This window comes from Streptomyces sp. NPDC002784, from assembly GCF_053592135.1.
The window spans coordinates 24,429-51,412 of record NZ_JBSFVD010000026.1 but is presented as its reverse complement, the minus strand read 5'-3'; the positions used below and the strand labels follow the sequence as shown (position 1 = coordinate 51,412).

Genomic DNA, 26,984 nt, shown 5'->3' with positions numbered 1-26,984 from the left:
GATGTTTGATCCACAGGCAAGTGTGGTTATCCACAGGGGAATTGACGGTTCTGTGGACAACGAGCCGTCATATCAAGGGGTTTCGTCAAGATCGGCCAGCCGCAGGCCACTTGGCCAACTCCCCTTGTCACACAGGCGGCTTGATGCGGGCGATCCGCCGCAGCAGTCCCGGCGCGAACCGCGACAGCAGATGCGCCCCACGCGCCTCCGGAGTCACCGCCACAAGCGGCGAGTTGGCGACGACGCCGCGCAGAATCGCCTCGGCGACCTTCTCCGGTGGGTAGTTGCGCATGCCGTACAGGCGGGCCGACCTCTTCTGGCGGCGCGACTCCTCCTCCGCGTCAACTCCCGCGAAACGGGCGGTCGCTGTGATGTTGGTGTTCACGAAGCCGGGGCAGATCGCCGTCACGCCGATGCCCACGTCGGCCAGTTCGGCCCGCAGGCACTCGCTCAGCATCAGCACCGCCGCTTTGGTGGTGCTGTAGGCGGGCAGGGCCCGGGACGGCTGAAACGCCGCCGCCGAGGCGGTGTTGACGATGTGGCCGCCCTGGCCGCGCTCCGCCATCTGCTTGCCGAACAGACGGCACCCGTGGATCACGCCCCACAGGTTGACGTCCAGCACCTTGCGCCAGTCCTCCGACGTGGTGTCGAGGAAGGAGCCCGACAGCCCGATCCCGGCGTTGTTCACCAGGACGTCCACCACTCCGTACTCGGTGGCGACCTTCTCCGCCAGTTTCTCCATGGCCTGTTCGTCCGAGACGTCCACCGTCTCCGCCCAGGCGTCCGGGGCGCCGACCAGGCGGCACATCTCCGCCGTACGAGCCGCCGCGTCCCCGTCCCGGTCCACGGCGACCACGCGCGCGCCCGCCTCGGCGAAGGCGTACGCCGTCGCCCGGCCGATGCCGCTGCCGGCACCGGTGATCAGGACCAACTGGCCCCCGAAACGGTCGGCGTGGCGTCCGGTCGCCCCGGGCTCCGGCCGGCCGCCCTCCACGGACCGCGCGAACTCGGTGATCCAGGAAGCCAGTTGATCGGGACGCGTGCGCGGCACCCAGTGCTTCGCCGGCAGTGACCGGCGCGTCAACCGCGGCGCCCACAGGTCCAGTTCGTCGTAGAGCTTCTCCGACAGGAACGCGTCCTGCAGCGGCGTGATCAGCTGCACCGGCGCATGCGCGTAGGCGTCCGCGCGCGGGCGGCGCAGCCGCGACCGTACGTTGTCCCGGTACAGCCATGCCCCGTGCGCCGCGTCCGAAGGGAGCGACGACGTCGGGTAGTTGCCGGTCGGCACCTTCTCCAGCCGCCGCAGGATCCGCGGCCAGGTCTTGCCCAGCGGACCGCGCCAGGCCAGTTCCGGCAGGACCGGGGTGTGCAGCAGGTAGACGTACCAGGACTTGGCGCCCTGGCCGAGGAGTTGGCCGACCCGGCGAGGGGTCGGGCGCTTCATCCGCTTCTGGATCCAGTGCCCGAAGTGGTCCAGGGACGGGCCGGACATCGAGGTGAAGGAGGCGATCCTGCCCTCCGTGCGCTGGACCGTCACGAACTCCCAGGACTGCACCGATCCCCAGTCGTGGCCGACCAGATGCACCGGACGGTCCGGGCTCACCGCGTCCACGACCGCCAGGAAGTCGTCCGTCAGCTTCTCCAGCGTGAACCCGCCCCGCAGCGGCTGCGGAGCCGTGGAACGCCCATGGCCCCGGACGTCGTACAGCACCACATGGAAGTCGTCGGCGAGCCGTGCGGCCACCTCCGACCAGACCTCCTTGCTGTCCGGATAGCCGTGCAGCAGCAGCACGGTCGGCTGGGCGGGGTCACCCAGCTCCGCCACGCACAGCTCGACCCCGCCGGTCCGCACCCAGCGCTCACGCGCGCCCTGAAGACTCACTTCTCCTCCGCCCAGCGCCGCACATGCGGCAGATCGTCGTCCAGCCAGAAGGCGCTCTCCCCGGGATCCCGGGAGTCCGTGACGACCAGGATCTCCTCGAACTTCGCGCCCGTGCCCCGGAATCCGAGGTGGGGTTCGACCGCCCACAGGCCCGGCCGCGGCGGATGGTCCGAGAAACGGTACGGCGACCACAGCGGGGACCAGCCCTCGCGGTGGCCGTGCACCGCGTCGGCGGCCAGGCCCTTGAGGGACTGGGTGCCGAACCCGAAGAGCCGCGGCGACCAGCGCCGCTCGCGCACCCGGTCCACCTTGTGCGCGATCACACCGAAGGGGTAGGCACGGTGCCGGTTGGCATGGCCCTGACGGACCATGAGCCGGTCCACGTCCTCGTAGATCTCCCGCAGCGACCGGCGCTCGCGCACCTCGCGCAGGATCAGCTCGCGGTGCGCCCGCAGATCGTCCATCAGCTTGTCCTGGACGCGGTTCACCCCGAGCGAGCCCGAGTAGCCGATGTCGGCGGTGAAACCCTCGTACACCGGCGCCATGTCCAGGATGAACGGCATCCCCGGCTCCAGCCGGCGGCCGGTCGGGAAGAACTGCAGCGGGACGCGGAAGCCGACGAACGCCGTACGGTCCCCGAACCAGGCGAAAGGGAGGTGGAACCAGTCGCGCACCCCCCGCTCGCGCAGCCACTCGCGCTGCATCCGCGCCGCGTCACGCTCGGTCACACCGGGCTGCAGCCGGGCCGCCACCGCCTCGGCGCAGTCGTAGGCGAGGCGCTGCACTCTGCGGAAACCCTGCAGCTCCGCCGAGCGTTCACTGGTCACTGCCGTAGCCATGCCACCCCGTCCCACCGGTTGCGGTACGCGCTCGTAACTTGTCACCGGAAATCTGGCACCTGTTAGACCCACCGTCAATAGGGCGGCCTTCTCGACCCTCAGGGTGACCCTTAAGGACCCGTACGACTCCAGAGGGACCCCAAGACGGCTCTACGGTCTGACGACCGACGTGTTCCGGGTCACTACCGTCATTGTCGTGACTGTGATCGCGACCGAAAGCCTGAGCAAGCGGTTCCCCCGGGTGACCGCGCTTGACCGGCTCTCCGTGGACGTCGGGCCCGGTGTGACCGGACTCGTCGGAGCCAATGGAGCCGGCAAGTCCACCCTGATCAAGATCCTGCTGGGTCTGTCCCCCGCCACGGAGGGCCGCGCCGAGGTGCTGGGCCTCGACGTCGCCACCAAGGGCGCCGCCATCCGTGAGCGGGTCGGATACATGCCCGAGCACGACTGTCTGCCGCCCGACGTCTCGGCCACCGAGTTCGTCGTCCACATGGCGCGCATGTCGGGGCTGCCGCCGACCGCCGCGCGCGAGCGCACCGCGGACACGCTGCGCCATGTCGGCCTGTACGAGGAGCGCTACCGCCCCATCGGCGGCTACTCCACCGGCATGAAGCAGCGCGTGAAGCTGGCGCAGGCCCTGGTCCACGACCCGGACCTGGTCTTCCTCGACGAGCCGACCAACGGCCTCGACCCGGTCGGCCGCGACGAGATGCTCGGCCTGATCCGCCGTATCCACACCGACTTCGGCATCTCGGTGCTGGTCACCTCCCATCTGCTGGGCGAGCTGGAGCGGACCTGCGACCACGTCGTCGTGGTCGACGGCGGCAAGCTGCTGCGCTCCAGCTCCACCACCGACTTCACGCAGACCACGACCACCCTGGCGATCGAGGTCACCGACACCGACGACCACCCCGACGGCACCCGCGCGGTGCGCGAGGCGCTCCACGCGCGCGGGGTGAGCACCGACGACGGCAGCGGCCTGCCGGGCGCCGGGCACATCCTGCTGCTGACCGCGCAGGGCGACGAGACGTACGACCTGGTCCGGGACGTGATCGCGGACCTCGGCCTCGGACTGGTGCGCATGGAGCAGCGCCGGCACCACATCGCGGAGGTCTTCACCGACAGCGACGAGCAGCGGAAGGAGGCGGCCGTCCATGGCTCTTGACCAGCCCGTTGCGGGTGACCAGACCCGCATCCACGACATCGGCTACCGCAACTACGACGGCCCCCGCCTCGGCCGCGCCTACGCCACCCGCTCCCTCTACTCGCAGTCCCTGCGCGGCGCCTACGGCCTCGGCCGCTCGGTGAAGTCCAAGGTGCTGCCGATGCTGCTGTTCGTGGTGATGTGCGTGCCCGCGGCCATCATGGTCGCCGTCGCCGTCGCCACCAAGGCCAACGACCTGCCGGTCGACTACACCCGCTACGCGATCGTCATGCAGGCGGTCATCAGCCTCTACGTCGCCTCGCAGGCACCCCAGTCCGTCTCCCGCGACCTGCGCTTCAAGACCGTGCCGCTGTACTTCTCGCGGCCGATCGAGACCGCGGACTACGTGCGCGCGAAGTACGCGGCGCTGGCCTCGGCGCTGTTCGTCCTCACCGCCGCCCCGCTGCTCGTGCTCTATGTGGGCGCGCTGCTGGCCAAGCTCGACTTCGCCGACCAGACCAAGGGATTCGCACAAGGACTCGTCTCGGTGGCACTGCTCTCGCTGCTCTTCGCCGGCCTCGGCCTGGTCATCGCCGCGGTCACCCCGCGCCGCGGCTTCGGCATCGCCGCCGTGATCGCCGTACTGACCATCTCCTACGGCGCGGTCTCCACCCTGCAGGCCATCGCCGAGGAGCAGGACAGCAGCGGCTCCATCGCCTGGATCGGCCTCTTCTCGCCGACCACGCTCATCGACGGAGTGCAGACCGCCTTCCTCGGCGCGACCTCGGCGTTCCCCGGAGGCGTCGGCCCGACGAACGGCGAGGGCGTGGTCTACGTCCTCGTCACCCTCGGCCTGATCGCCGCCTGCTACGGCCTCCTGCTGCGCCGCTACCGAAAGGTCGGACTGTGACCACGCTCTCCATCGACCATGTCTCCCGCTGGTTCGGCAACGTGGTCGCCGTCAACGACGTCACCATGACCATCGGCCCCGGCGTCACCGGCCTGCTCGGCCCCAACGGCGCCGGGAAGTCCACCCTCATCAACATGATGGGCGGCTTCCTGGCCCCCTCCACCGGCACGGTCACCCTCGACGGCCGGCAGGTCTGGCGCAACGAGGAGATCTATAAGCACATCGGCATCGTCCCCGAGCGCGAGGCGATGTACGACTTCCTGACCGGCCGCGAATTCGTCGTCGCCAACGCCGAGTTGCACGGCCTGGGCGCCAAGGCGGCCCAGCGGGCCCTGGCCACGGTCGAGATGGAGTACGCCCAGGACCGCAAGATCCAGACGTACTCCAAGGGCATGCGCCAGCGCGTGAAGATGGCGAGCGCGCTGGTCCACGACCCCTCGCTGCTGCTGCTGGACGAACCCTTCAACGGCATGGACCCGCGCCAGCGCATGCAGCTGATGGACCTGCTGCGGAAGATGGGCGACGAGGGCCGCACGGTGCTCTTCTCGTCCCACATCCTCGAAGAGGTCGAGCAACTCGCCTGGCACATCGAGGTCGTCGTCGCGGGCCGGCACGCGGCCAGCGGTGACTTCCGGAAGATCCGCCGCCTGATGACCGACCGGCCGCACCGCTATCTGGTGCGCTCCAGCGACGACCGCGCCCTCGCGGCCGCGCTGATCGCCGACCCGTCGACGTCCGGCATCGAAGTCGACCTGGCGGAAGGCGCGTTGCGGATCCAGGCCGTCGACTTCGGCCGCTTCACGGCCCTGCTGCCGAGGGTCGCCCGCGACCACGGCATCCGGCTGCACACGGTCTCGCCGTCGGACGAGTCCCTCGAGTCCGTCTTCTCGTATCTCGTCGCGGCGTAGGAGGCCCACCATGTACGACCCCACAGTCGCCCGGCTCACCTACCGGGCCCTGCTCGGCCGTCGCCGGGCCCTGATCCTCGGCGTCCTGCCGCTGCTGCTGATCGTGATCTCGGTGATCGTCCGCGCCCTCGCCGGTGCCGACGACCAGACCGCCTCCGACCTGCTCGGCGGGCTCGCGCTCGCCACCATGGTGCCGATCATCGGCGTCATCGCGGGCACCGGAGCGATCGGTCCGGAGATCGACGACGGCTCGGTGGTGTACCTGCTCTCCAAGCCGATCAAGCGCCCGACGATCATCTTCACCAAGCTGATCGTGGCCGTCGCCGTGACCATGGTGTTCTCCGCGGTCCCGACGCTGATCTCCGGCTTCATCCTCAACGGCAACGGCCAGCAGATCGCCGTCGCCTACACGGTGGCCGCCCTGGTCGCCTCCATCGCGTACGCCGCGCTCTTCCTGCTGCTCGGCACGGTCTCCCGGCACGCGGTGGTCTTCGGACTGGTCTACGCCCTGGTCTGGGAGGCCCTGTTCGGCTCCCTGGTGGCGGGCGCGCGCACCCTGAGCGTGCAGCAGTGGTCGCTCGCGGTGGCCCATGAGGTGACCGGCGGGGACCTCGTCACCTCGGACGTGGGCATCACGACGGCGACGGTACTGCTGGTCGCGGTGACCGTCCTCGCCACCTGGTACGCGGGCCAGAAGCTCAGGTCGCTGACGCTGGCGGGCGAGGAGTAGCCGGGCCGCGCTTTATTCGGTGGCGGCCGACCGGGGGCGGCGGGCAGGATGGTCGATGTCCGGGACGCCGCTTCGGTCGGCGCCACCAGCTGGGGAGGAGCGCGACGATGTCGATGCACGACAGTCCGTCGAGTTCCCCACAGGGCAGCCCGCGGCGGGCTCCGGAGTAGTTACCCCTCCGTCGAGCCCGCACCGCATCGGAAGCTGCCCGGGCGGCCGCTTCGAGCACGCGAGCACTCCGCTCGCGTGAGGCCGCCCTCCCGGAGGATTGGCCGAGTGGCAAGGCACCGGCTTGCTGAGCCGTGGTCGGGGGAAACCCCGCGCACGTTCGATCCGTGCATCCTCCGCGACAGACCGACGAGCACGACGTCCGCCGAGCACGACGTCAGCCGAGCACGACGTCAGCCGAGCAGACGCTCCAGGACGACCGCGATGCCGTCCTCGTCGTTCGACGACGTCACCTCGTCGGCCACCGCCTTCAGCTCCGCGTGGGCGTTGGCCATGGCCACACCGTGGGCCGCCCAGCCGAACATCGGCACGTCGTTGGGCATGTCGCCGAAGGCGATCGTGTCGGCGGCCTTCAGGCCCAGCCGGCGCGCCGCCAGCGACAGTCCCGTCGCCTTGGACAGCCCCAGCGGCAGCAGCTCCACGATGCCCGCGCCCGCCATCGCCACCGTCACGAAGCCGCCCGCGGAGCGCCTCGCGGCGTCCGCCAGCTCGTCGTCCGACAGCTCCGGATGCTGTATGTAGATCTTGTTCAGCGGCGCGGACCACAGGTCAGACGCGTCGGTGAACGGCGTCGACGGCAGCGAGCCCGTGACCGCGTACCCCGGCCCGACCAGCACCTCCCCGTCGAGACCGTCCCGGCTCGCGGCCAGGAACAGCGGGCCGACCTCCGCCTCGATCTTCGCCAGCGCCACCCCGGCCAGCTGCCGGTCGAGCGTCACCGACGTCAGCAGCCGGTGCTCACCGGCGTGGTACACCTGCGCGCCCTGCCCGCACACCGCGAGCCCCTGGTATCCCAGGTCGTCGAGGATGTGCCGGGTCCAGGGCACCGCCCGTCCGGTGACGACGATGTGCGCGGCGCCCGCCGCGGTGGCCGCGGCGAGCGCGTCACGGGTGCGCCCCGAGACCGAGTCGTCGGAGCGCAGCAGCGTGCCGTCGAGGTCGGTCGCGACGAGCTGGTAAGGGAAGCTCACTTGGCGACCGGCTCCAGCAGCTCCCGGCCGCCCAGATACGGACGCAGCACCTCGGGCACCCGCACCGAACCGTCGGCCAGCTGGTGGTTCTCCAGGATCGCCACGATCGTCCGTGGCACCGCGCACAGCGTGCCGTTGAGCGTCGCCAGCGGCTGCACCTTCTTGCCGTCGCGCATCCGGACGGACAGCCGGCGGGCCTGGAAGCCGTCGCAGTTGGAGGCCGAGGTCAGCTCGCGGTACTTGCCCTGGGTCGGGATCCACGCCTCGCAGTCGTACTTGCGGGACGCCGACGAGCCCAGGTCGCCCGAGGCGACGTCGATGACCTGGAAGGGCAGCTCCAGGGCGGTGAGCCACTGCTTCTCCCAGTCGAGGAGCCGCTTGTGCTCGTTCTCCGCGTCCTCGGGGGCGACGTAGGAGAACATCTCGACCTTGTCGAACTGGTGCACGCGGAAGATGCCCCGGGTGTCCTTGCCGTAGGTGCCGGCCTCGCGGCGGAAGCACGGCGAGAAGCCCGCGTACCGCAGCGGCAGCTGGTCGGCGTCGATGATCTCGTCCATGTGGTACGCGGCGAGCGGGACCTCGGAGGTGCCGACCAGGTAGTAGTCGTCCTTCTCCAGGTGGTACACGTTCTCCGCGGCCTGGCCGAGGAAGCCGGTGCCCTCCATGGCGCGCGGGCGGACCAGCGCGGGGGTGAGCATCGGGATGAAGCCGGCCTCGGTGGCCTGGGCGATGGCGGCGTTGACCAGCGCCAGCTCCAGCAGGGCGCCGACGCCGGTGAGGTAGTAGAAGCGCGAGCCGGAGACCTTGGCGCCGCGCTCGACGTCGATGGCGCCCAGCGCCTCGCCGAGCTCCAGGTGGTCCTTGGGCTCGAAGCCCTCGGCGCCGAAGTCGCGGATCGTGCCGTGCGTCTCCAGGACGACGAAGTCCTCCTCGCCGCCGACCGGGACGTCGGGGTGGACGAGGTTGCCGAGCCGGAGCGCGAGGCGCTTGGTCTCGTCGTCGGCCTCGTTCTGCGCGGCCTCGGCCGCCTTGACGTCCGCCTTGAGCTGCTCCGCCTTCCGCAGGAGCTCGGCGCGCTCCTCGGGAGTGGCCTTGGGGATCAGCTTGCCGAGCGACTTCTGCTCGGAGCGCAGCTCGTCGAAGCGGACGCCGGACGACCTGCGCCGCTCGTCGGCAGACAGGAGAGCGTCGACGAGCGCGACGTCCTCTCCACGGGCGCGCTGGGACGCGCGCACACGGTCGGGGTCCTCACGGAGCAGGCGAAGGTCAATCACGCGGTCAAGGCTACCGGGGCCGAGTCCCCCCTCACGACTCGCTTTCCCGGGGCGCCTCGAACTAGGGCTTACATTCCGTTATGGGCTAATTGCTCCGCGTGTCAATAAACGGCGTCCCACTCCCCGGGACGGGGCATGCGGCGGGCGCGCGGTTGACCGGATTTCCTTGTGGAGAACGGGACTTGGGTCCGCGTCGTCCACAGGCGTCCACACCCTCCGAAAAGTTATCCACAGGCTGTGTGGAAGATCTGTGGATTGCGGAACTGATCACTCCGAATAGCGCGGTCACCCGGGGTGATTCCCGGGGTAAACCTCCTTTACGCCCACGTTCGAGTGGGAATGCGTCGCCCCAAAGGATGGCGCGCAGGAAACACGTGGACGAAGGGTGAACCGCCCACCGGTGGACGGAACGGGGTGCCGCAGGGCGATTTGTCGACCGACTCGCACCGCGGTGTCGACTTGTCCCCAGGTCGAGAGGCCGACCTGTGGATAACTTCTGTGGATAACGACAATCAGCAGGTAGCACCGGCCGGAACCAGGTGCGGGAGCGGCTGCGCCGGGACACGGCAGCGGCTGCTCAGAACCGCCCGTCCTGGCACCGGGCCACCCACTCCGACGCCGACACGAACTCCTCGTCCGACGTCCCCTGCCGCGGCGCGCTCACGTCCGCCACGTCCACGCCCGCGCGCGGGTACGACCCGAGGTACCGCACCTCCAGGCAGATCCGCTTCAGCCCCATCAGGGCCTCCGCCACCCGCCGGTCGGCGATATGGCCCTCGGCGTCGATGCAGAAGCAGTAGTTGCCGATACCCGCGCCGGTGGGCCGGGACTGCAGCAGCATCAGGTTGATGCCCCGGGTCGCGAACTCGCCCAGCAGATCGCGCAGCCCGCCGGGGTGGTCGTCACGCTGCCACAGCACCACGGAGGTCTTGTCCGCGCCGGTCGGGGCCGCGGGCCGGGCCGGTCGGCCCACCAGCACGAACCGGGTCTGGGCGTTCTCCGCGTCGTGGATCCCGCTCTCCAGGGCCTCCAGGCCGTACAGGGCGGCGGCGAACTCGCCCGCGAAGGCCGCGTCGTACTGACCCTCCTGGACCAGCCGGGCCGCGTCCGCGTTGGAGGCGGCCGACTCCCAGTGCGCGTCCGGGAGGTTCTTCCGCAGCCAGTTGCGCACCTGCGGCTGGGCGGCCGGGTGCGCGGAGACGGTCTTGATGTCGGACAGCGTCGTGCCCGGCCGGACCAGCAGCGCGAAGGTGATCGACAGCAGCACCTCGCGGTAGATCATCAGCGGGGCGCCCGCGACCAGTTCGTCGAGCGTGGTGGTGATCCCGCCCTCGACGGAGTTCTCGATCGGCACGAAGGCGGCCTCGGCCTCACCGGCACGCACCGCGTCCAGCGCGGACTGCACGGACACGTACGGGACGAGCTCCCGGGTGGCCGTCTCCGGAAGCGTGCGCAGGGCGGCTTCGGTGAAGGTGCCCTCGGGACCCAGATACGCATAGCTCGCTGGCATGACCTCACCCTAATGGCCCCGGCGGAGCCCCGGGGCACACGTCTCACGACCGGGTGAACCCGCCGGGGATCACCCCTCCAGCAGCGCCTGGCCGACGTACTCTCCCTCGGCCGCCCCGCCCGGCACCGCGTACAGTCCGCTCGCCTCGTGGCGGATGAACGGCGACAGGGCGTCGCCCCGGTCGAGCTTGCGCTGCACGGTGACGAAGCCGCGCAGCGGATCGGCCTGCCAGCAGATGAACAGCAGGCCCGCGTCCACGGTTCCGTCCGCGTCGATGCCGTCGTGGTAGGAGAACGGCCGCCGCAGCATCGCCGCCCCGCCGTTCTGGTCGGGCCGGCTGATCCGGGCGTGGGCGTTGATCGGGACGGCCAGGTTGCCCTGCGCGTCCGTCTTCTCCAGGTCCATCTCGGTGGTCTCGGTACTTCCCGGCGGCGCGGACAGCGGTGACCCGTCCGCCTTGCGGCGCCCGATGACGTCCTCCTGCTCCCTGCCGGACAGCCGCTCCCAGTCGTCCAGCAGCATGCGGATCCGGCGTACGACGGCGTAGGAGCCGTTCGCCATCCAGGAGGGTTCACCCGAGGCCGGCACGAAGATCCGCTTCTCGAAGTCGGCCTCCGCGGGCTTGGGATTGCGTGTGCCGTCGACCTGGCCCATCAGATTGCGGGCCGTCATGGGGTGGGCGGTGGCGCCCGGGGAGCGGTTGAAGCCGTTCATCTGCCAGCGCACGCGGGCCGCGCTCCCGGCGTCCTGCTGGATCGCGCGCAGGGCGTGGAAGGCGACCAGCGCGTCATGGGCGCCGATCTGCACCCACAGGTCGCCGTTGCTGCGGGCCTTGTCCAGCTGGTCGGAGGAGAAGTCGGGCAGCGGGTCCAGCGCGACCGGGCGCTGCTTCTCCAGGCCGGTACGGGCGAAGAAGCTGTGCCCGAAGCCGAAGGTGACCGTCAGCGCGCAGGGCCCGGCGTCCCGGGCCACATCGGTGTCGCCGGATCCCGTGGCCTCGCCCGCCATCAGCCGCCGTGCCGTCTGCGACCAGCGGCGCAGCAGGGCGGCGGCCTCCTTGCGGCCCGCGCCCGCCGCCAGGTCGAAGGCGAGCAGATGGCCGCGGGCCTGGAGGCCCTGGAGGATGCCGGGCTGATGTTTCCCGTGAAACATCACCTCGTCCGCGCCCAGCGAGGTGAGCGGAGTCGCCTGCGTGGGCGCGGCGGCGTAGCCCACGGCTCCGCCCGCCGCGCCGAGCACGAGACCGGTGGCGCCGGCGGTGCCCAGCAGCTGCCGGCGCGAGAGCCCCGGGGCCGCCTGCGCGGCGGGCGCCGGCGCCTCGGCGGCAGGCGCGAGGGTCTCCGGGATGGACTGGTCAGCCATGGTGTTCAGCCGATCTGCGCGTTCTTGGAGACGGTCGTCTGGTCGATGTCGGAGGTCCGCACGGTCACGGCGATCTTCCAGTCGCCGGCCATGGGGAGCTGCACTCCGCTCGCCGACCAGTGTCCGGTGGTGATGTGGTCGGGGACGACGGGCAGCGGCCCGATGTCCTGGGAGGCGAGGGTGAAGGCGACCTTCACCTCGGGGACGTCGAAGGCCCGCCCGTTGGGCCGGGTGGCGTAGACGTGCATCTCGTTGACGCCCACGCGCGCGGGGTCCAGTTCGATGCGGACGACACCCTTGCCGTCCTCGCCGCCGGTGTCGAAGGCCATGTCCAGGGTCAGCGCCCCGGAGGCGGCGGACGAGGAGGCGGCGGTGGCCCGGGCGGCGTCCTGTTCCGTACGCCCCGGTTCCGTCGACGTCAGCGCGGTGGTGACCGCCAGCAGCACGAGGGCGACCCCGGCTTCGGCGAGCACCGAGCGGCGCAGCCCGAAGCGGTTGGGGTCGGCGTCCCGCAGCCGCTTCTGCCGGGCCGTGTCCATGGCGGCCCGCTGCCGGGCGAGCTGAGCGGCCCGCTGCGGATCGGCACCGGCGGCCGCCGCCTTGACGGCCGCCTTCTCCTTGCGCGGCGCGGCCTGGGCGCTCACCGTCTCCGCCAGCCGGGCCGTCCAGCGCCGCGATATCCAGGCGACCCCGACGAGCAGCGCCACCAGCCCGAGCTTGACGAGCAGCAGCTGTCCGTAGCGGGTCCCGGTGAACGCCGACCAGGAGCCGAGCTGACGCCAGGACTGGTAGACGCCGGTGAGCACGAGCGCGACCACGCTGCCGAACGCGAGCGCGGAGAACCGTCGTACGGCCGTGCCGTCCACCGGGGTCTCGGGCGACCGGTACAGGGCGACGAGCAGGGCGGTGAGGCCGCCGAGCCAGGCGGCGACGGCGAGCAGGTGGACCACGTCGACCGGCATCGCGATGCCCGGCTGGAGGCCGGTGGAGGCGTGCTCGGACATCGCCCAGCTCGCCGCGAGCCCGGCGGCCACGACGGTCCCGCCGATCGCGAGCCCGAAGGTCAGGTCCCGCTTCTCCTGGTCCTCCCTTGAATCAGGCAGTGGGCGCGGAGCGCCTTCGTTCAGGGTGGTGGTGGGAGACGGGCGGGCGTAGGCCCCGAAGAGCACCGCGATGAACAGGGCCGCCGCCGCGAGCAGCAGCAGCCGGGAGACCAGGGCCGCGCCCGTCTTGGTCTGCAGGACGTCGCCGAGGAGGTCCAGGTCGACGATGTCGCCGACCTTGCCGGAGCCGGTGTAGGAGCCGCGCATGAGCAGCAGCGCCAGGGTGGCCGCGGTGAGCGTGACCCAGCCGGAGACGACGAGCCGCTGCACGGCCCGCACCCCCGACCCGCGCTGCCAGCAGGCGAGCACGAAGACGCCGCCGCCGACCATGACGACGAAGCCCGCGTAGGACAGGTAGCGCCCGAGGCCGTACAGCACACCGACGGCCCCGCCGCCCGCGGTCTCGCCGGAGACGGACACGGAGGTCGCCGAGGGCGCCCCGACGGAGAAGGTGAAGGCGCCGGCGACCGGGTGGCTGTCGGCCGAGACGACCTGGTAGGAGACGGTGTAGGTGCCGTCTTCCAGGCCGTCCGCGAGCCCCACGGCGTACGTCGTGCCGCTGGTGCCGGCCGGCTGGCCGGTGTCGACGCGCTCGCCGTCGGGGGCGAGGACGCGCACCGAGTCGTCGGAGAGCGCGACCTCCTCGGAGAAGGTCAGCGAGACCTGCTCCGGGGCCTGTTCGACCACCGCCCCCTGCTGGGGATCGCTGCCGGTCAGCGCGGCGTGCGCGGAGACCGGTCCGGCACCGGCGAGGAGCAGTCCGGCGGCGGCCAGGAGCAGCAGCACCAGGGTCCGGACGCGTGGGGCGATGGTCGGGGTCAAGGGGTCCCTCCCTCAGTGTCCGGTCGCGGGGGTGTACGTGGCCGGCTTCACCGGCATCTCCACCGTGACGGGGTCGGCCTCGGCGAAGTGCAGCACCACGGACACCGTGTCGCCCTGCTTCGGCTTGCGCTTCAGCTTCTCGAACATCAGGTGGTTCGCGCCGCTTTTGAACACGACCTCGCCGTCGGCGGGCACGGCGAGGTTCCTCACCTCCCGCATCGCGGAGCCGGCGGTCTCATGGACGGTGACCGTCCCCGCGATGTCGCTGGTGACGGAGGTCAGTTCGTCCTGGGTGCCGCCGTCGTTGCGGATCGTCAGGAAGCCCGCCGCCATGGAGTCGGAGACCGGCTGCGGCATGTAGGCATCGCTGACCGAGAGTTCGGGCCCGGACTCCTCGTCGGAGGAACCGCAGCCCGCCAGCACCAGGCTCAGGCCCAGGCTCGCGGCGAGGACGGCGGCCGAGGCCACGGGACGCCTCACGGCTTCTCCCCCTTGACGAGCGCGGGGAGGTCCGCGGTGTAGTCGTCGACGGTGGCGTCCTCGCCGTAGAGCACATAGCCGCCGTCGGTCTTCGGGGAGAAGGCGATGACCTGCGTGCCGTGCGTGGAGACCGTCTTGCCCTTCTCCTTGTGCGGCGGCTCGATGCTGATGCCGAGGGTGCGGGCGCCGGCCTGGATGGTGTCGAAGTCGCCGGTCAGGCCGACCACCTGGGGGTCGATGCCCTTGAGCCACTCGCCGAGCGCGGACGCGGTGTCGCGCTCCGGGTCGGTGGTGACGAACACGACGCGCAGCTCGTCCTGCTGGGCCTTGGGCAGCTGCTTCTTGGCGACGGCGATGTTGTTCATCGTCAGCGGGCAGACGTCGGGGCAGTTGGTGTAGCCGAAGTAGATCAGCGTCGGCTTGCCCGCGGTCTCCTCGCGGAAGTCGTACGTCTTGCCGTGGGTGTCGGTGAGGACCAGGTCCGGCTTCTCGAACGGCTTGTCGAGGACGGTGGCGGCCTTGGCGGAACCGGCCTCCTCGGAGACCACGGTGACGGGGGCGGCGTCGTCGTCACCGCCGCCGCAGGCGGAGAGGGTCAGGGTGGCGGCGGCGAGCAGTGCGGCGGCCGCGAACTTCTTGGTGCGCATGGCGAAATGTCCCGGAGATGAAGGGCTCGGGCGCACGCCGGGCCGCGAGGGCACCGGCGCGCTCCGAGAGGACTGACTCAGCTGGTGGTACGCCGACGGCCGGCGAGTACGCCGTAGGCCACGCCGATGGCGCCGATGACGATGCCCACGACGCCGAGGACCCGGGCGGTGGTGTCGCTGCCGTCGGAGCCGGCCTCGTCGGCGGTGGTGGTCGCGGCGGCCTGCGAGGCGTCGTCGGACGGCTCCTCGCTCGCCTCCTTGTCCGCCTCCGAGCCGTGCCCGTGACCGTCCTCGGCGGCCTCGGACAGGGTGAGCACGGGAGCGGGCTTCTCCGGCTCCTCCTGGCCCTCCTGCTGGACCTCGATCCAGCGCGCGACCTCGTCGTCGGAGTACGTCTGGACGGCCTTGAAGACCAGTTCGTCGGCGTCCTCGGGCAGCGCGCCCATGGAGACCGGGAACTTCTGGAAGAAGCCGGGCTCCACGCCCTTGCCGGTCGCGGTCCAGGTGATCTTGCTGATGGCCTGGTCGATCTTCCGGCCGTGCAGTTCGAGCGGCTTGTCCAGCTCGGCCTTGGTGACCTTCGCGGTCCAGCCGGGGACCGGCTCCGGCATCGCGGAGGCGAGCGGGGTGTCCATCGGGAAGCTGACCTCCAGCTTCACGGTGTTCGCGGTGTCGCTCTCGTTCGGGACCCGGAAGTCGACGACGGCGTAACCGCCCTTGGCGGCCTCGCCCTCGGGCTGCACGGTCACATGCGCGAAGGCGGGGGCGGACAGGGCGAGCACGGCGGTGCCGGCGAGGACGCCGGCGGCGGCGAGGCGGGAAGAGGCCTTCATTCGGGAGCACTCCACAGTGAGTGAGATTCGGTTGTTTCCGGTGGCGAAGAGGGGCGCATGCGTCACGAGGTGGCATGCGCGGGCCGCACGACGGCGGCCCCGACCGGAATCCGAGGTGGATCTCCCAGCGGAGGGCGCGTCGCGTCAGGCGGCGAGCACGAGTGCGCGGGCGGCGGCGGGCGGGCCGCGCCGGATCACGGTGTGCTGGAGCGCGGTGGTGCGCGGCGGCGGCGGCGCGAGTTCCGCGGCGCACGGCGGGCGCGCGTCCGTGCCGGGCGGGACCGGCAGCCCGGCACGCAGGGCGCGGACCAGGGCGAGGGCCGCGCGCAGGGCGCGTACGGCCGCCCCCTCGGCGAAGGAGTGGGCCGAGAGGTCGACCAGGCGCCGCAGGGCCAGGTCGCCGTGGCGCAGCAGCCAGCCGGCCGCGACGGCCGCCAGCAGATGGGCCAGCAGCATCGGCAGGGACGGCAGCAGCGACGCGGAGTCGGTGACGGACCCCGTGCCGTGGTCCGGGTGGGCGGAGGCCGGCCGGAGCCGCGCCTCGGTGAGGAGCCGGTGGGCCTGGGCGGGGGTGATGGCCGCGGCCGGGGTCCCGCAGACCAGCCGCGCGGCCTGGGCGACGAGCGAGGCGTCCGAGGCGGTGGCGGTCGTGGTGGCGGTGGTCCCGTGCTGGGCGAGTCCGAACAGCGAGTGCAGCGCGGTCTGCCCGAGCGCCAGCAGCGCCGCGATGCCCGGCAGCGAGCGCTCGCGTCCGGCGAGCGGCGCGGCGACCGCGAGGACCGACAGGAGGCCCGCGCCCATGGCCCACAGGGGGATCGAGGCGTGGGAGCCGAGTGCGTGTCCGCCCGCGGCCAGCACGACACAGACCGCGGCGAACACCGCGGCCCGCAGGATCCGGACGTCATGTCCGGGGCGCGCCGTGCGCTGGTGGGGGGCACTCATGGCGGCCCAATCATCGCACTGGTCCTACCGCCTCCATGCGGCAGGTCCACAAGATGACGTTCGGGCCGGAAGGTCCCCGTCCGGCCGGAACCGCCCCCACATACACCGTCGGCGGCTTCAGACGCATCGCCCATATGGGCGGTATCACGTCAACGATGTGCTTACGGGCCGTCGTGCGCGGCAATAGGTAACGGTATGTCGAGCCGCGGCCGGGAGGCTGGGAGCATGAGCATCTGGTGGTCACTCCATTTGCGGCGGGAAGCTGCGAGCGTGCCGCTCGCCCGGCGGCTGCTGCTCGGCACCATGGAGAGCGCGGGCGTGGACCCGGACGTGTCGTACGACCTCTCCATCGCGCTCAGCGAGGCCTGCGCGAACGCCGTGGAGCACGGCGGGGACACCGCCCTCGACGGCGGCTCGGAGGCCTACCGCGTCACCGCCTATCTCGACGGCGAGACCTGCCGGATCGAGGTCGCCGACTCCGGCCCCGGCTTCGGCGGTACGGGCCGGGGCGCGCGTCCGGCCGCCCTGGAGGTCCTTGAGTCCGCGGAGGTCCTTGAGTCCGCGGAGGCCATGGAGTCCGAGAACGGCCGGGGGCTGTATCTGATCCAGGAGCTCGCGGACCATGTCCACATCGGCAACAAGCCGGGGCAGAGCGGTGCCGTGGTGAGCTTCGACAAGATCCTCAAGTGGCGGAAGGGCGTCGCGCCCCTGCTGGCGGTGTAGCCGCGGCTTCCTCAGCACTCCCGGCCCGTCCGGCAGCCGGCACCAGTGCCCTCGTGCGGGAGGCCGCCGCCCGCCGCGCGGCCGGCCCCATCGCCCAGGACGCCGCCAGCGTCACCCCGCCCAGCAGCAGCCACCCGGGCGGACCCCACCGCACCAGCAGAGCGGTCAGCACCAGGGGGCCGGCGGTACGCGCCACCGCGACCCCCGTACCGAAGAACCCCTGGTACTCCCCGACCCGGTCCGCCGGCGCGAGATCGAAGGACAGCTGCCACGACCCCGCCGACTGCCCCATCTCCGCGACGACTTGCAGCGCCGCCCCCACCACCAGCGCCCCCACCGCCACCCACACCGGCGCCCCCGCCGACAGCGCGAACACCGCGCACGCCGCGAGCATCACCCACCCCGACCGCCGTACCGCCCGCACGGCCGACCCGATCCCGCTCACCCCGCGCGCCATCCGCACCTGGAAGGCCATGACCGCCCCGGTGTTGAGCACGAACAGCGCGGACACCAGCCAGGCCGGTGCCTCGGTGCGCTCCGCGATCCACAGCGGCAGCCCGAGGCTGAGCAGCGGCATCCGCAGCAGCAGCACGGTGTTGAGCGCCGTGACCACCGCATACGGCCGGTCCCGCAGCACCGCGAGCCCCGGCCCCCGCGCCGGGGCGACCGGCGCCACCGAGGGCAGCCGCAGCACCACCGCGGCGCACACCGCGAAGGCCACCGCGTCCAGCGCGAACACCCCGAGGTACGCCTCCCGCGTCCCCAGGTGCAGCGCCAGCCCGCCCAGCCCCGCCCCCACGGCCAGCCCCGCGTTGAGCGTCGACTGGAGATGCGCCAGCAGCCCCGTCCGCTCCCCGGCGGACACCAGCCCCGCCAGCAGCGCCTGCCGCGCCGCGGCCAGCCCGGACTGGGCGGTGGCGTAGCCGACGGCGGCGGCCACGAAGGGCCAGAACCCCCGTACGGCCAGGAAGGACGCCACCGCCACCCCGGTCGCCGACGCCAGCAGCACCGCCGTCCCGCGCGCTCCCCGCCGGTCCGCGAGCCGCCCGAGCGGCACCCCCGCCAGCGACCCGGCCGCCCAGGCGAGGGTCAGCCCGAGCCCCACGCGCGCGGGGTCGAGCCCCACGACGTGGGTGAAGTAGAGCGCGGAGGTGACGTAGAAGGCGCCGTCCCCGACCGAGCTGGCCAACTGGGCCAGGGCCAGGACGCGTTGCGGACCCGCGGGCGGGACGAGCGAGTGCGGCATGCCTGCGACACTAGGCCCGGACTGGACCCCTCGACAGACCCATCAAGGGTCCGTAATCCCGGCCCAATTCACTCCGTGGTCCCGGCCCGATCACTCCGCGTCGAGCACCTTCCCCAGCGCCTCCAAGGCATCCGGATAGGCCCGCTCCCGAGGCGTCCCGTACCCCACGACCAGCCCCTGCGGCCGCCCCTCGCGCCCCTCGTCCTCCCGCGCGTGCCAGTGCTCCCCGAGCGAGCCCACCGCGAGCCCCTGAGCCTCGGCCCGGGCCAGCGCCTCGGCCTCGTCGGCGACCTGGACCAGCGCATGCAGCCCGGCGGCGATCCCGCGCACCCCGCGCCGGGACCCGAGCCGGCCCACCAATTGGTCCCGCCGTCTGCGGTACCGCAGCCGGCACGCGCGCACATGACGGTCGTAGGCATGACTGTCGATCAGCTCGGCGAGCGCCAACTGGCCGAGCGACTCGGTGTGATGGTCGCTGTGCAGCTTGGCGTCGGCGACGTCGTCGACGAGATGGGGCGGCAGCACCATCCAGCCGAGCCGCAGCGCCGGCCCGAGGGTCTTGGAGGCGGTCCCCAGATACACGACGTGCCCCGGCGCCATCCCCTGCAACGCCCCGACGGGCTGCCGGTCGTAACGGAACTCCCCGTCGTAGTCGTCCTCGACGATCAGGCCGTCCCGCGCCCGTGCCCAGTCGGTGAGCGCCCGCCGCCGCTCGGGATGGAGCGTGACCCCGGTCGCATACTGATGGGCCGGCGTCACGACGGCCGCCGCGGGCTCCCCGAGACCGTCCACCCGGGCGCCCCGCTCATCGACCCGCACCGGCACCACGGCACCGCCGTTGCGCCGTACGACATCCCGGTGGAACGGCAGCCCCGGGTCCTCCATGGCGATCTGCCCGCCGTCCAGCACGCGGGTGAGGAGGGCGAGGCCCTGGACGTACCCCGAGGTGATGACGATCCGCTCCGGCGGGGCGATCACTCCCCGGGCCCGCCCGAGGTACCCGGAGAGCGCGGTCCGCAGCTCGATCCGGCCCCGGGGATCGCCGTAGTCGTAGGCCAGGGAGGGCGCGGTGGCGATGGCCCGCCGCAGCGCCCGCAGCCAGGCCGCGGCAGGGAACGCCCCCACATCGGGGCTCCCGGGCCGCAGGTCGAACAGCGGCTCACGCGCGCGTGCGGCGGCCGCGGCAGGCTCGGCGGCCTCCGCGGGCAGGGAGGCGACCTGCGTCCCCGACCCCTGCCGCGCGGTGAAGTAGCCCTCGGCGACGAGCTGGTCGTAGGCCCCCTTGACGGTGTTCCGGGAAACCCCCAGCTCATCGGCGAGCTTCCGGGTGGCGGGCAGCCGCGTACCCGGAGCGAGCCGCCCCTCCCGCACGGCATCCCTGAGAGCACGCTCCAGCCCGGCCCGCCGCCCGTCAGCGGCGGCGATATCCACATGCAGGTCCACACAAACCCCCCTAGGGGCGCGGGGAACTGCGCGAACAACCCCCGCACGCCCGCAGCCCACGACGATGGCCGGACACCCCACGGGTATCCGGCCATCAACCCGATGTCAGTTCCCTACTTCACCAGCGCGGCCATCCACGCCTCGACCTCGTCCGAGCGCCGCGGAAGCGCGGCCGACATGTTCCGGTTCCCGTCCTCGGTCACCAGGATGTCGTCCTCGATCCGCACGCCGATGCCGCGGTACTCCTCCGGCACGGTCAGGTCGTCGGCCTGGAAGTACAGCCCCGGCTCGACCGTCAGGCACATCCCCGGCTCGAGCACACCGTCCACATACGTCTCCTGCCGCGCGGCAGCGCAGTCGTGGACGTCGAGACCGAGCATGTGCCCCGTGCCGTGCAGCGTCCACCGCCGCTGGAGCCCCAGCTCCAGCACCCGCTCCACGGGCCCCTCGACCAGGCCCCACTCCACCAGCTTCGCGGCGAGCACCCGCTGCGCGGCGTCATGGAAGTCCCGGTACTTCGCACCGGGCCGCACGGCGGCGATCCCGGCCTCCTGGGCCTCGTACACGGCGTCGTAGATCTTCTTCTGGATCTCGGTGTACCGGCCGTTGACCGGCAGCGTCCGGGTGACGTCGGCGGTGTAGTACGTGTGCGTCTCCACGCCCGCGTCGAGCAGCAGCAGGTCACCGGAGCGCACGGGCCCGTCGTTGCGCACCCAGTGCAGCGTGCAGGCGTGCGGGCCGGCCGCGCAGATGGAGCCGTAGCCGACGTCGTTGCCCTCGACCCGGGCCCGCAGGAAGAAGGTGCCCTCGATGTACCGCTCGGAGGTGGCCTCGGCCTTGTCGAGGACCTTCACCACGTCCTCGAAGCCGCGCACCGTGGAGTCGACGGCCTTCTGCAGCTCGCCGATCTCGAACGCGTCCTTGACCAGCCGCGCCTCGGAGAGGAAGACCCGCAGCTCCTCGTCCCGCTCGGCGGTGACCTTGTCGGTCAGCGCGGCCTCGATCCCGGCGTCGTAACCGCGCACGACCCGCACCGGACCGGTGGCCTCGCGCAGCGCCCCGGTCAGCTCGCGCACGTCGGAGGCGGGGATGCCGTACAGCTTTCCGGCCTCGGTGAGGGAGTGCCGGCGGCCGACCCACAGCTCGCCCTGGCCGGAGAGCCAGAACTCGCCGTTCTCCCGGTCGGAGCGGGGCAGCAGGTAGATCGTGGCCCGGTGACCGTCGGCGACGGGCTCCATGACCAGGACGCCGTCCTCGGTCTGGTTGCCGGTGAGATAGGTGTACTCGACGGACGCCCGGAAGGGGTACTCGGTGTCGTTCGAGCGGGTCTTCAGATTGCCCGCGGGGATCACCAGACGCTCGCCCGGGAAGCGCGCCGACAGCGCGGCGCGGCGGGCGGCGGTCTCGGCGGCCTGGGGGATCGGCTCCAGGTCGCGCAGCTCCGTGTCGGCCCAGCCGGACTTCATGTTCTCGGCCAGCTCGTCGGACACGCCCGGGTACAGGCCGTTCTTGCGCTGCTTGATCGGCTCTTCAGACTCTTCCGGGCCCGCTGCGGTAGCAGCAATGGGCTCGGTCGGGGTGAGCTCCTCCGACACGGTCATCCTCCTTGATACGGCACTGGACCCCCTCCATCGTACGGTCGTACGGAAGGGGGCCCAGGGCCGAAGGACCTGTTACCGCCGTCATGCGAAGCGCGCGGCGAGCAGGACGATGTCCTCCGCGCTGTCCGCCGCGTCGAGACCGTCGGGCAGCACGGTCCGCAGGACGTGGTCGACGATCGCGTCCGGGTCGTTCCGCAGCGCCCGGGGGACGCTCGCCGCCGCCGTGTGCAGCCGCGCGAAGGCCCGGTCGGTGGCGTCGCCGGTACGGTGCAGCAGCCCGTCGGTGTACAGCAGAACCGTCTCCCCGGCCTCCGCCAGGAACTCCACGCTGGGCGCCTCCCAGCAGGCCAGCATGCCGAGCGGGGCGGAGACGGTGGTCTCCACGAACTCGGTGCGGCGCTCGCCGATCAGCAGCGGCGGGCAGTGCCCGGCCCCGGCGAGGGTGATCTTGCGCAGGGCGGGCTCGCAGTAGGCGAACAGGGCGGTCGCCGAGCGGGCGGGCTCGGTCAGCCGCAGCAGCAGCTCCAGGTCGGACAGGACCGCCACCGGGTCCTCGCCCTCCATCACGGCGTACGCTCGCAGGGACGCCCGCAGCCGGCCCATCGCGGCCACCGCGCTCGGCCCCGACCCGGTGACCGAGCCGACCGCGAGGCCGAGGGCCGCGTCCGGCAGGGGCAGCGCGTCGTACCAGTCGCCGCCGCCGAGCGGCCCGGTGCGGTGCCGGGCGGCGAGCTGGACGCCGGGCACCCGGGGCAGCCGTGAGGGCAGCAGTTCCTCGGACATGGTCGCCATGCACGCGCGCGTGCGCTCGACCTCCAGCAGCCGGGCGAGATGCTCGGCGGCGTACCGCGTGTACAGGCCGATCAGGTGCCGCCGGCGCTCGGACGGCTCGGCGGGCTCGTCGTACAGCCACACCGCGGCGCCGAGCGGGCCGGCGGCGTCGGTGCTCAGGGGGAGTGCGTAGCTCGCGGCGTAGCCGAGGCGCGCGGCCACCTCGCGGTGGCGCGGGTCGAGCCCGTCCTCGGCGAACAGATCGGGCTGCGCGATCTCACCGTCCCCGCCGGGCAGCCCGTCGAGGATCTTCCCGTACGGCATCGAGCCGCGCGGCACGGTCTCGATGTGGCCGAGGTCCGCGCGGGCCAGCCCCAGGCCGACGGTGCTGTCCGGGCCCCGCCCGTCGGCCGGTTCCAGCACGACGAGTCCGCGCCGGGCGCCGACGAGGGCGGACCCGGCGCGCAGCAGTTCCTGAAGGGCGTCGGACAAGGAGTCCGTACGGGTCAGGCGTTCGGTGAGTTCGTGCAGCGTGGTGAGGTCGGAGACCCAGCCGGCGAGCCGGTCCTGGAGCAGCAGTCCGGGAGCGCCCGGTGGGGTGGGCGGTGGGACGGAGGTGGCTGCCGGGGTCTCAGAGGCCGCGGGCGCGGGCGCGACAGTGTGTGCGGGCGAGGGAACCGTGGAATCGATTCCGGCCACTTTCGGAGGGTGCGGGGCGTTCATGGCGTCCGGCTTTCCGACCGGTGCGTATTGCTCAAAAGCATCGCAAACCCCCATGTCATTCTGCGCCGCTAGCAGTGTCTCCACATGTACACGCACTCGTGAGGGGATGTCCAGCATTGTCCTGCCGGGATTCGTGGTGTCCGCGGGTAACCGGTCCACTTTTCCCCTACCCCTTGCAGAAAGGCAAAGTTGGCTTAAAACTGCCTCAGGGAACGCCCTATTGCGGTCGACTGGGCTTGTTCCACGGAGCGTCACAGCGGTCGTGATGGGTACGTACTCGGAGAAGGCCAGGGGTGGTTGACAGTCACCCGGAACCTGGCGGCGGACCCGGGCGTCTTAGCCACCGACGACCGTGCCCCATCCTCCCGTGGCGGAGGCGAAGAGAAATACGCGCAACGGCAAAACGCCAGACTTCGCCACCCCACGCCAGGCCCGTGCTTTTGATCCACGCAGTATGGGTGAGGCTGCCGCGGACGCAGCCGCCGCTCGGCCCATAGGGGTTCCCTCTGCTCGAAGCAGAGGTGTGATGCGCCAACAGGTACGCACAGTGAAGTGATCGACACATGGTGTGATGTGGACCACGGTGTTGCCAGCGGTGCAACGGAAAGGAACGAGCGCTCATGCGAGAGTTCCTCGGAAGGCGACGCAGGCTCCTGTCCCAGCGCAACGGCGGGAGGCCTGAGTTGCTCAGTGCGGCCCTGACCTTCGCGACTCAATGGCAGTGGCCCGTACTCCCGGGTGTGACGGCGGATCCGCAGGGGCGGTCCCGGTGCGGGTGCCCCGACGCGGAGTGCACGGTGCCCGGTGCGCATCCCTTCGACCCCGGCCTCCTCGCGGCCACCACCGACGAGCGCATGGTGCGCTGGTGGTGGACCAACCGCCCGGCGGCACCGATCGTGCTGGCCACCGGCGGCAAGGCGCCCTGCGCCGTCAGCCTGCCGGCCCTGCCGGCCGCCCAGGCCCTCGCCGCGCTCGACCGCACGGGGATGCGGCTCGGCCCCGTGATCGCCTCGCCCACCCGCTGGGCGCTGCTCGTCAAGCCGTACTCACTGGAGCGGTTGGGCGAACTGCTGTACGCCAAGGACTACGTTCCGGGCTCCCTGCGGTTCCACGGCACGGGCGGCTATCTCGCCCTGCCCCCCTCCGAGACCGGCGAGGGTGCCGTCCGCTGGGAGCGCGCGCCGGAGCCCGGCCCGGCGGCCCCGTGGGTGCCGGACGTGGAGGCCGTGGTGGACGCCGTGGTGGAGGCCCTCACTCGTACGGGTGTGAGCGCACCCGAGTTGTAGGGGTGTCGGGCGCGCGCCGGACGGGGCGCCCGCCTTCCCTCGTTATCTTCCGTCCATGAACCTTCGTCTGCTCGCCCTGGCCGGCGTCGCGGTGTGCGCGGTGGCGCTGCCGCTCGCCGTGGCGTCCGCGGGGCAGGTGGGCGAAGAGGCCGCTTCCCCACGGTCGTCCGCTTCTCCGCGGCCGTCCGCTTCCCTTGACGCGAAAGCGCCCTCCCCGTCGCCCCCGGGGCTCGGCCTCGGCCTGGCCACCGCCGCGCGCTGCGGACCCGAACTCACCTCGCCCGACGGCATCGAGGCGCAGACCTGTGTGCTCACCCAGGGCGAGCAGACATGGGCGCGCACCTACTACCGCAACACCACCGGCGGGGCGCTGGACGCGGTGCTGAGCCTGATGGGGCCGGGCGGGCGCACGGTGCAGATCCGGTGCGCGGTGGGCGCCGAGGACGAGCCCGGCAGCTGTGAGACACCCCGTGCGGCCACCCGGGGCGGGCCGGCCGACCACACGGCGGTCGCGGAGTTCGCGGCCCGGGCCGGCGAGGGCCCCCTGCTGCTGCGGTCCGGCAGCAACTCGGCCGCGCCTACGGGCAGTTGACGCGCGGCGGCACTCTGTAGAGGACCGCGCACATGGAAAGACCCGGTTGCTGGCGACGGGGGATGCACCAGCAACCGGGCTACTGGAACGGTAACAAGAGATCGGCGGTTCGCAAATTCGATCCGGGCTTTCCGGTCACCGATTTCCCTGCGGGGAGCGGGAGTTGTGATCGGAGTCACCTGTTCCGGGCGCCCCCGGCGGCTGACCGGTCGGTCAGCCGCCGAGGATCTTCACGCGGTGCGTCAGCTGAGCGTGACCTGGCGGTTGGTCAGGCCGCCCCGCGCGCGGCGCTCGTCCGCGGTGAGCGGGGCGTCGGTGGCCAGCGCGGCGGTGAGCCGTTCGGCGAACTCGGCGGCCGGCTTCTCCGCGTCCTCGGCGCCGAACCCGCTCGGCAGGTCCCAGACCGGCACGGTGAGGCCGTGAGCGCGGAAGGAGCCCACGAGACGGGTGCCCTCGCCCAGGTTCGACCGGCCCGCCGCGTGCAGTCGCGCCAGCGCGTCCAGAAGCTGCTCCTCGGGGTACGGCATGACCCAGCGCAGGTGGTTCTTCTCCGGCGTCTCGCACCAGTACGCGGCGTCCACGCCGGTCAGCCGCACGGTCGGGATGGCGGCGGCGTTGGCCCGTTCCAGGGAGGCGGTCACCTCCGGGGTGGAGTTCTCCGCGTCCGGGACCCAGAACTCGAAGCCCGCGTGCACAACTGGCTCGAACGCGCCTTCCGGGTCGAGCAGGTCCTGCAGCCGCGGACCGTCGGCCGGGGCGCGCCGCGCCTGCACCGGGGTGCCGGGCTCGGCCTGGAGGGCGCGCTGGAGGGTGTCGGCGAGATCGCGGCTGATGTCGCCGGACGCCGTGTCGTTCTGCAGGCCCAGCAGCACCGAGCCGTCGTCGCGGCGCAGCGCGGGCCAGGCCATCGGCAGCACGGTCGCCAGCGTGACGGCCGGGACGCCCTCGGGCAGGCCGTCCTTGAGGGGCAGCGGGACCGTGGCGGCGGGCACCAGCTCGCGCAGGGCCACCCAGTCGCACTCGCCGGGCAGCCCCTCGAAGGGGCGCTGCACCAGCTCGGTCACGGCTTCGGCGGCGGCCTTGCCGTGACAGGCCTTGTAGCGGCGGCCGCTGCCGCAGGGGCAGGGTTCGCGGGCGCCGACGACCGGGATCTCCCCGTCCTTGAGCTGCGGGCGCGCGGCCTTCGTCTGGGGTCGCTTCTTGGCCATGAGGGTGTCTCCCGGAAACGGCTCGTCTGGTACGGCGGGAGCCTAGCTGTTCACGCCATGGCCGAGGCGACCCTGTGGACAACGCGTCCCCGCGCGCTTCCCGGGCCGCTCGGTGACCGGAGGGTCAGTCCAGGTCCTCGAACGCGTCCGCGAAGTCGAGTTCGGGCATCGCGGCGACCGACGGGGCCGCCACGCGCGTAGCGAAGTCGTGGCGACGGTGTCCGGCGTTCCGGTCATGAACGTCGTCGTGGACGACCACCCAGACGGTGACCTCGCCCCGGGCGTCGTCCCGTACGCCCCAGTCGTCGGCCAGCGCGGTGATGATGTTCAGCCCGCGGCCGCCGTGCGCGGTGACCGAGGGCGTGGCCGGAGCCGGGCGGGTGGGCCCACCGCCGTCCGTGACCTCCACCGTGAGCCGGCCGGCCGGGTCCACCCGCCATGCGGCCCGGACGTCGCCGTCCCCGGCCAGGGCGTCGCCCAGTGGCCGGCCGTGCTTGCACGCGTTGCTCAAGAGTTCGGAAAGAATCAGTACGGCATCGTCGATGACCGCTTCGGCCACACCGCCCATGCGCAGCTGATCGCGCATCCGGTGTCGCGCCTTCCCCACGCCCGCAGGGCCATGGGGTACGGCCATGCTCGACGACGTGGGCACCTCCTGTGCCACCACCAACGCCACCCCCGAGACCTCCTTCGCCCCACGCCACGGTGTGGATGCCCCATTGGCCTGTACCGGAAACCGGCCAACGCAGGTCCGGTGACGCATTCGAAACGATCGAATACGGACCGAACGCGCCGGAGCACTCCCT

The 26,984-nt window shown here is 72.0% G+C and carries 24 protein-coding genes and 1 tRNA gene; 8 read left to right on the top strand and 17 right to left on the bottom strand.

Annotated features, from left to right (window positions below; translation table 11 throughout):
* Positions 1–127: 127 nt before the first annotated feature.
* Both ACWD1Z_RS31380 and ACWD1Z_RS31375 read right to left on the bottom strand, forming a co-directional pair.
* Positions 128–1,882, bottom strand: a complete 1,755-nt coding sequence (locus ACWD1Z_RS31380) for an SDR family oxidoreductase (protein WP_451123260.1) — start codon at positions 1,880–1,882, stop codon at positions 128–130.
* Entirely contained in the window at positions 1,879–2,721 is an 843-nt protein-coding gene (locus ACWD1Z_RS31375; RefSeq protein WP_451123258.1) for a M24 family metallopeptidase, read from the bottom strand. Before ACWD1Z_RS31375 ends, ACWD1Z_RS31380 begins: the two co-directional genes overlap by 4 nt.
* Positions 2,722–2,923: 202 nt before the next feature.
* On the opposite strand from ACWD1Z_RS31375, the gene ACWD1Z_RS31370 reads away from it, so the two are divergent.
* The 5 genes from ACWD1Z_RS31370 (at position 2,924) to ACWD1Z_RS31350 (ending at position 6,760) form a co-directional block, all read left to right on the top strand.
* Complete coding sequence (locus ACWD1Z_RS31370) at positions 2,924–3,886, top strand: ABC transporter ATP-binding protein (protein WP_451123289.1); 963 nt, start codon at positions 2,924–2,926, stop codon at positions 3,884–3,886.
* Positions 3,876–4,775 carry an ABC transporter permease gene (locus ACWD1Z_RS31365; protein WP_451123256.1) on the top strand — a complete coding sequence of 300 codons (900 nt, stop codon included), beginning with the start codon at positions 3,876–3,878 and terminating at the stop codon, positions 4,773–4,775. The genes ACWD1Z_RS31370 and ACWD1Z_RS31365 overlap by 11 nt, the downstream gene beginning before the upstream one ends.
* Positions 4,772–5,683 carry an ABC transporter ATP-binding protein gene (locus ACWD1Z_RS31360; protein WP_451123254.1) on the top strand — a complete coding sequence of 304 codons (912 nt, stop codon included), beginning with the start codon at positions 4,772–4,774 and terminating at the stop codon, positions 5,681–5,683. Before ACWD1Z_RS31365 ends, ACWD1Z_RS31360 begins: the two co-directional genes overlap by 4 nt.
* A 10-nt stretch (positions 5,684–5,693) precedes the next feature.
* Positions 5,694–6,413, top strand: coding sequence for an ABC transporter permease subunit (locus tag ACWD1Z_RS31355; RefSeq protein ID WP_451123252.1), 720 nt, complete (start codon positions 5,694–5,696; stop codon positions 6,411–6,413).
* 262 nt (positions 6,414–6,675) lie between these two features.
* A tRNA-Ser gene (locus ACWD1Z_RS31350) sits at positions 6,676–6,760 on the top strand.
* Positions 6,761–6,814: 54 nt separating this feature from the next.
* On the opposite strand, the gene ACWD1Z_RS31345 is transcribed toward ACWD1Z_RS31350, so the two are convergent.
* The 9 genes from ACWD1Z_RS31345 to ACWD1Z_RS31305 all read right to left on the bottom strand — a co-directional run bounded on the left by ACWD1Z_RS31345 (position 6,815) and on the right by ACWD1Z_RS31305 (position 16,585).
* The gene (locus ACWD1Z_RS31345) at positions 6,815–7,612 is read right to left on the bottom strand and encodes an HAD family hydrolase (protein WP_451123250.1); all 798 of its coding nucleotides are present in this window, start codon (positions 7,610–7,612) and stop codon (positions 6,815–6,817) included.
* Positions 7,609–8,886: a serine--tRNA ligase gene (serS, locus tag ACWD1Z_RS31340; RefSeq protein ID WP_389416554.1), complete on the bottom strand. Its 1,278-nt coding sequence runs from the start codon at positions 8,884–8,886 to the stop codon at positions 7,609–7,611. The genes ACWD1Z_RS31345 and serS overlap by 4 nt, the downstream gene beginning before the upstream one ends.
* Positions 8,887–9,463: 577 nt before the next feature.
* Positions 9,464–10,396 carry a prephenate dehydratase gene (gene pheA / locus ACWD1Z_RS31335; RefSeq protein WP_451123247.1) on the bottom strand — a complete coding sequence of 311 codons (933 nt, stop codon included), beginning with the start codon at positions 10,394–10,396 and terminating at the stop codon, positions 9,464–9,466.
* 69 nt (positions 10,397–10,465) lie between these two features.
* On the bottom strand, positions 10,466–11,758 hold the full coding sequence (gene efeB, locus ACWD1Z_RS31330; protein WP_451123245.1) for an iron uptake transporter deferrochelatase/peroxidase subunit: 1,293 nt from the start codon (positions 11,756–11,758) through the stop codon (positions 10,466–10,468).
* A gap of 5 nt (positions 11,759–11,763) precedes the next feature.
* The gene (locus tag ACWD1Z_RS31325; RefSeq protein ID WP_451123243.1) at positions 11,764–13,683 is read right to left on the bottom strand and encodes a copper resistance CopC/CopD family protein; all 1,920 of its coding nucleotides are present in this window, start codon (positions 13,681–13,683) and stop codon (positions 11,764–11,766) included.
* A gap of 12 nt (positions 13,684–13,695) precedes the next feature.
* Positions 13,696–14,163: a copper chaperone PCu(A)C gene (locus ACWD1Z_RS31320; RefSeq protein WP_451123241.1), complete on the bottom strand. Its 468-nt coding sequence runs from the start codon at positions 14,161–14,163 to the stop codon at positions 13,696–13,698.
* Positions 14,160–14,810, bottom strand: coding sequence for an SCO family protein (locus tag ACWD1Z_RS31315; protein ID WP_451123239.1), 651 nt, complete (start codon positions 14,808–14,810; stop codon positions 14,160–14,162). The genes ACWD1Z_RS31320 and ACWD1Z_RS31315 overlap by 4 nt, the downstream gene beginning before the upstream one ends.
* A gap of 77 nt (positions 14,811–14,887) precedes the next feature.
* A complete protein-coding gene (locus ACWD1Z_RS31310) occupies positions 14,888–15,643 on the bottom strand; it encodes a YcnI family copper-binding membrane protein (protein WP_451123237.1) in 756 nt (251 codons plus the stop codon).
* Positions 15,644–15,787: 144 nt separating this feature from the next.
* The gene (locus ACWD1Z_RS31305) at positions 15,788–16,585 is read right to left on the bottom strand and encodes a hypothetical protein (protein ID WP_451123235.1); all 798 of its coding nucleotides are present in this window, start codon (positions 16,583–16,585) and stop codon (positions 15,788–15,790) included.
* A 225-nt stretch (positions 16,586–16,810) separates the two neighbouring features.
* Here ACWD1Z_RS31305 and ACWD1Z_RS31300 point away from each other — a divergent pair, with 225 nt between their 5' ends.
* On the top strand, positions 16,811–17,308 hold the full coding sequence (locus tag ACWD1Z_RS31300; protein WP_451123233.1) for an ATP-binding protein: 498 nt from the start codon (positions 16,811–16,813) through the stop codon (positions 17,306–17,308).
* Here the strand turns inward: ACWD1Z_RS31300 and ACWD1Z_RS31295 are convergent.
* The 4 genes from ACWD1Z_RS31295 to ACWD1Z_RS31280 all read right to left on the bottom strand — a co-directional run bounded on the left by ACWD1Z_RS31295 (position 17,268) and on the right by ACWD1Z_RS31280 (position 23,209).
* On the bottom strand, positions 17,268–18,554 hold the full coding sequence (locus tag ACWD1Z_RS31295) for an MFS transporter (protein ID WP_451123231.1): 1,287 nt from the start codon (positions 18,552–18,554) through the stop codon (positions 17,268–17,270). The two genes, ACWD1Z_RS31300 and ACWD1Z_RS31295, sit on opposite strands and share 41 nt — an antisense overlap.
* Positions 18,555–18,644: 90 nt before the next feature.
* Entirely contained in the window at positions 18,645–19,997 is a 1,353-nt protein-coding gene (gene pdxR / locus ACWD1Z_RS31290) for a MocR-like pyridoxine biosynthesis transcription factor PdxR (RefSeq protein ID WP_451123229.1), read from the bottom strand.
* A gap of 113 nt (positions 19,998–20,110) precedes the next feature.
* The gene (locus tag ACWD1Z_RS31285) at positions 20,111–21,592 is read right to left on the bottom strand and encodes an aminopeptidase P family protein (RefSeq protein WP_451123227.1); all 1,482 of its coding nucleotides are present in this window, start codon (positions 21,590–21,592) and stop codon (positions 20,111–20,113) included.
* A gap of 87 nt (positions 21,593–21,679) precedes the next feature.
* Positions 21,680–23,209, bottom strand: a complete 1,530-nt coding sequence (locus tag ACWD1Z_RS31280; protein ID WP_451123287.1) for a PP2C family protein-serine/threonine phosphatase — start codon at positions 23,207–23,209, stop codon at positions 21,680–21,682.
* A 503-nt stretch (positions 23,210–23,712) separates the two neighbouring features.
* On the opposite strand from ACWD1Z_RS31280, the gene ACWD1Z_RS31275 reads away from it, so the two are divergent.
* Both ACWD1Z_RS31275 and ACWD1Z_RS31270 read left to right on the top strand, forming a co-directional pair.
* On the top strand, positions 23,713–24,378 hold the full coding sequence (locus tag ACWD1Z_RS31275) for a bifunctional DNA primase/polymerase (RefSeq protein WP_451123225.1): 666 nt from the start codon (positions 23,713–23,715) through the stop codon (positions 24,376–24,378).
* Positions 24,379–24,433: 55 nt separating this feature from the next.
* Positions 24,434–24,970 (top strand): hypothetical protein, encoded by a 537-nt coding sequence (locus tag ACWD1Z_RS31270; RefSeq protein WP_451123223.1) that lies wholly within the window; start codon positions 24,434–24,436, stop codon positions 24,968–24,970.
* A 242-nt stretch (positions 24,971–25,212) separates the two neighbouring features.
* On the opposite strand, the gene ACWD1Z_RS31265 is transcribed toward ACWD1Z_RS31270, so the two are convergent.
* Positions 25,213–26,178 (bottom strand): DUF5926 family protein, encoded by a 966-nt coding sequence (locus ACWD1Z_RS31265; RefSeq protein ID WP_451123221.1) that lies wholly within the window; start codon positions 26,176–26,178, stop codon positions 25,213–25,215.
* 124 nt (positions 26,179–26,302) lie between these two features.
* Positions 26,303–26,941, bottom strand: a complete 639-nt coding sequence (locus ACWD1Z_RS31260) for an ATP-binding protein (RefSeq protein ID WP_451123219.1) — start codon at positions 26,939–26,941, stop codon at positions 26,303–26,305.
* Positions 26,942–26,984 lie beyond the last annotated feature (43 nt).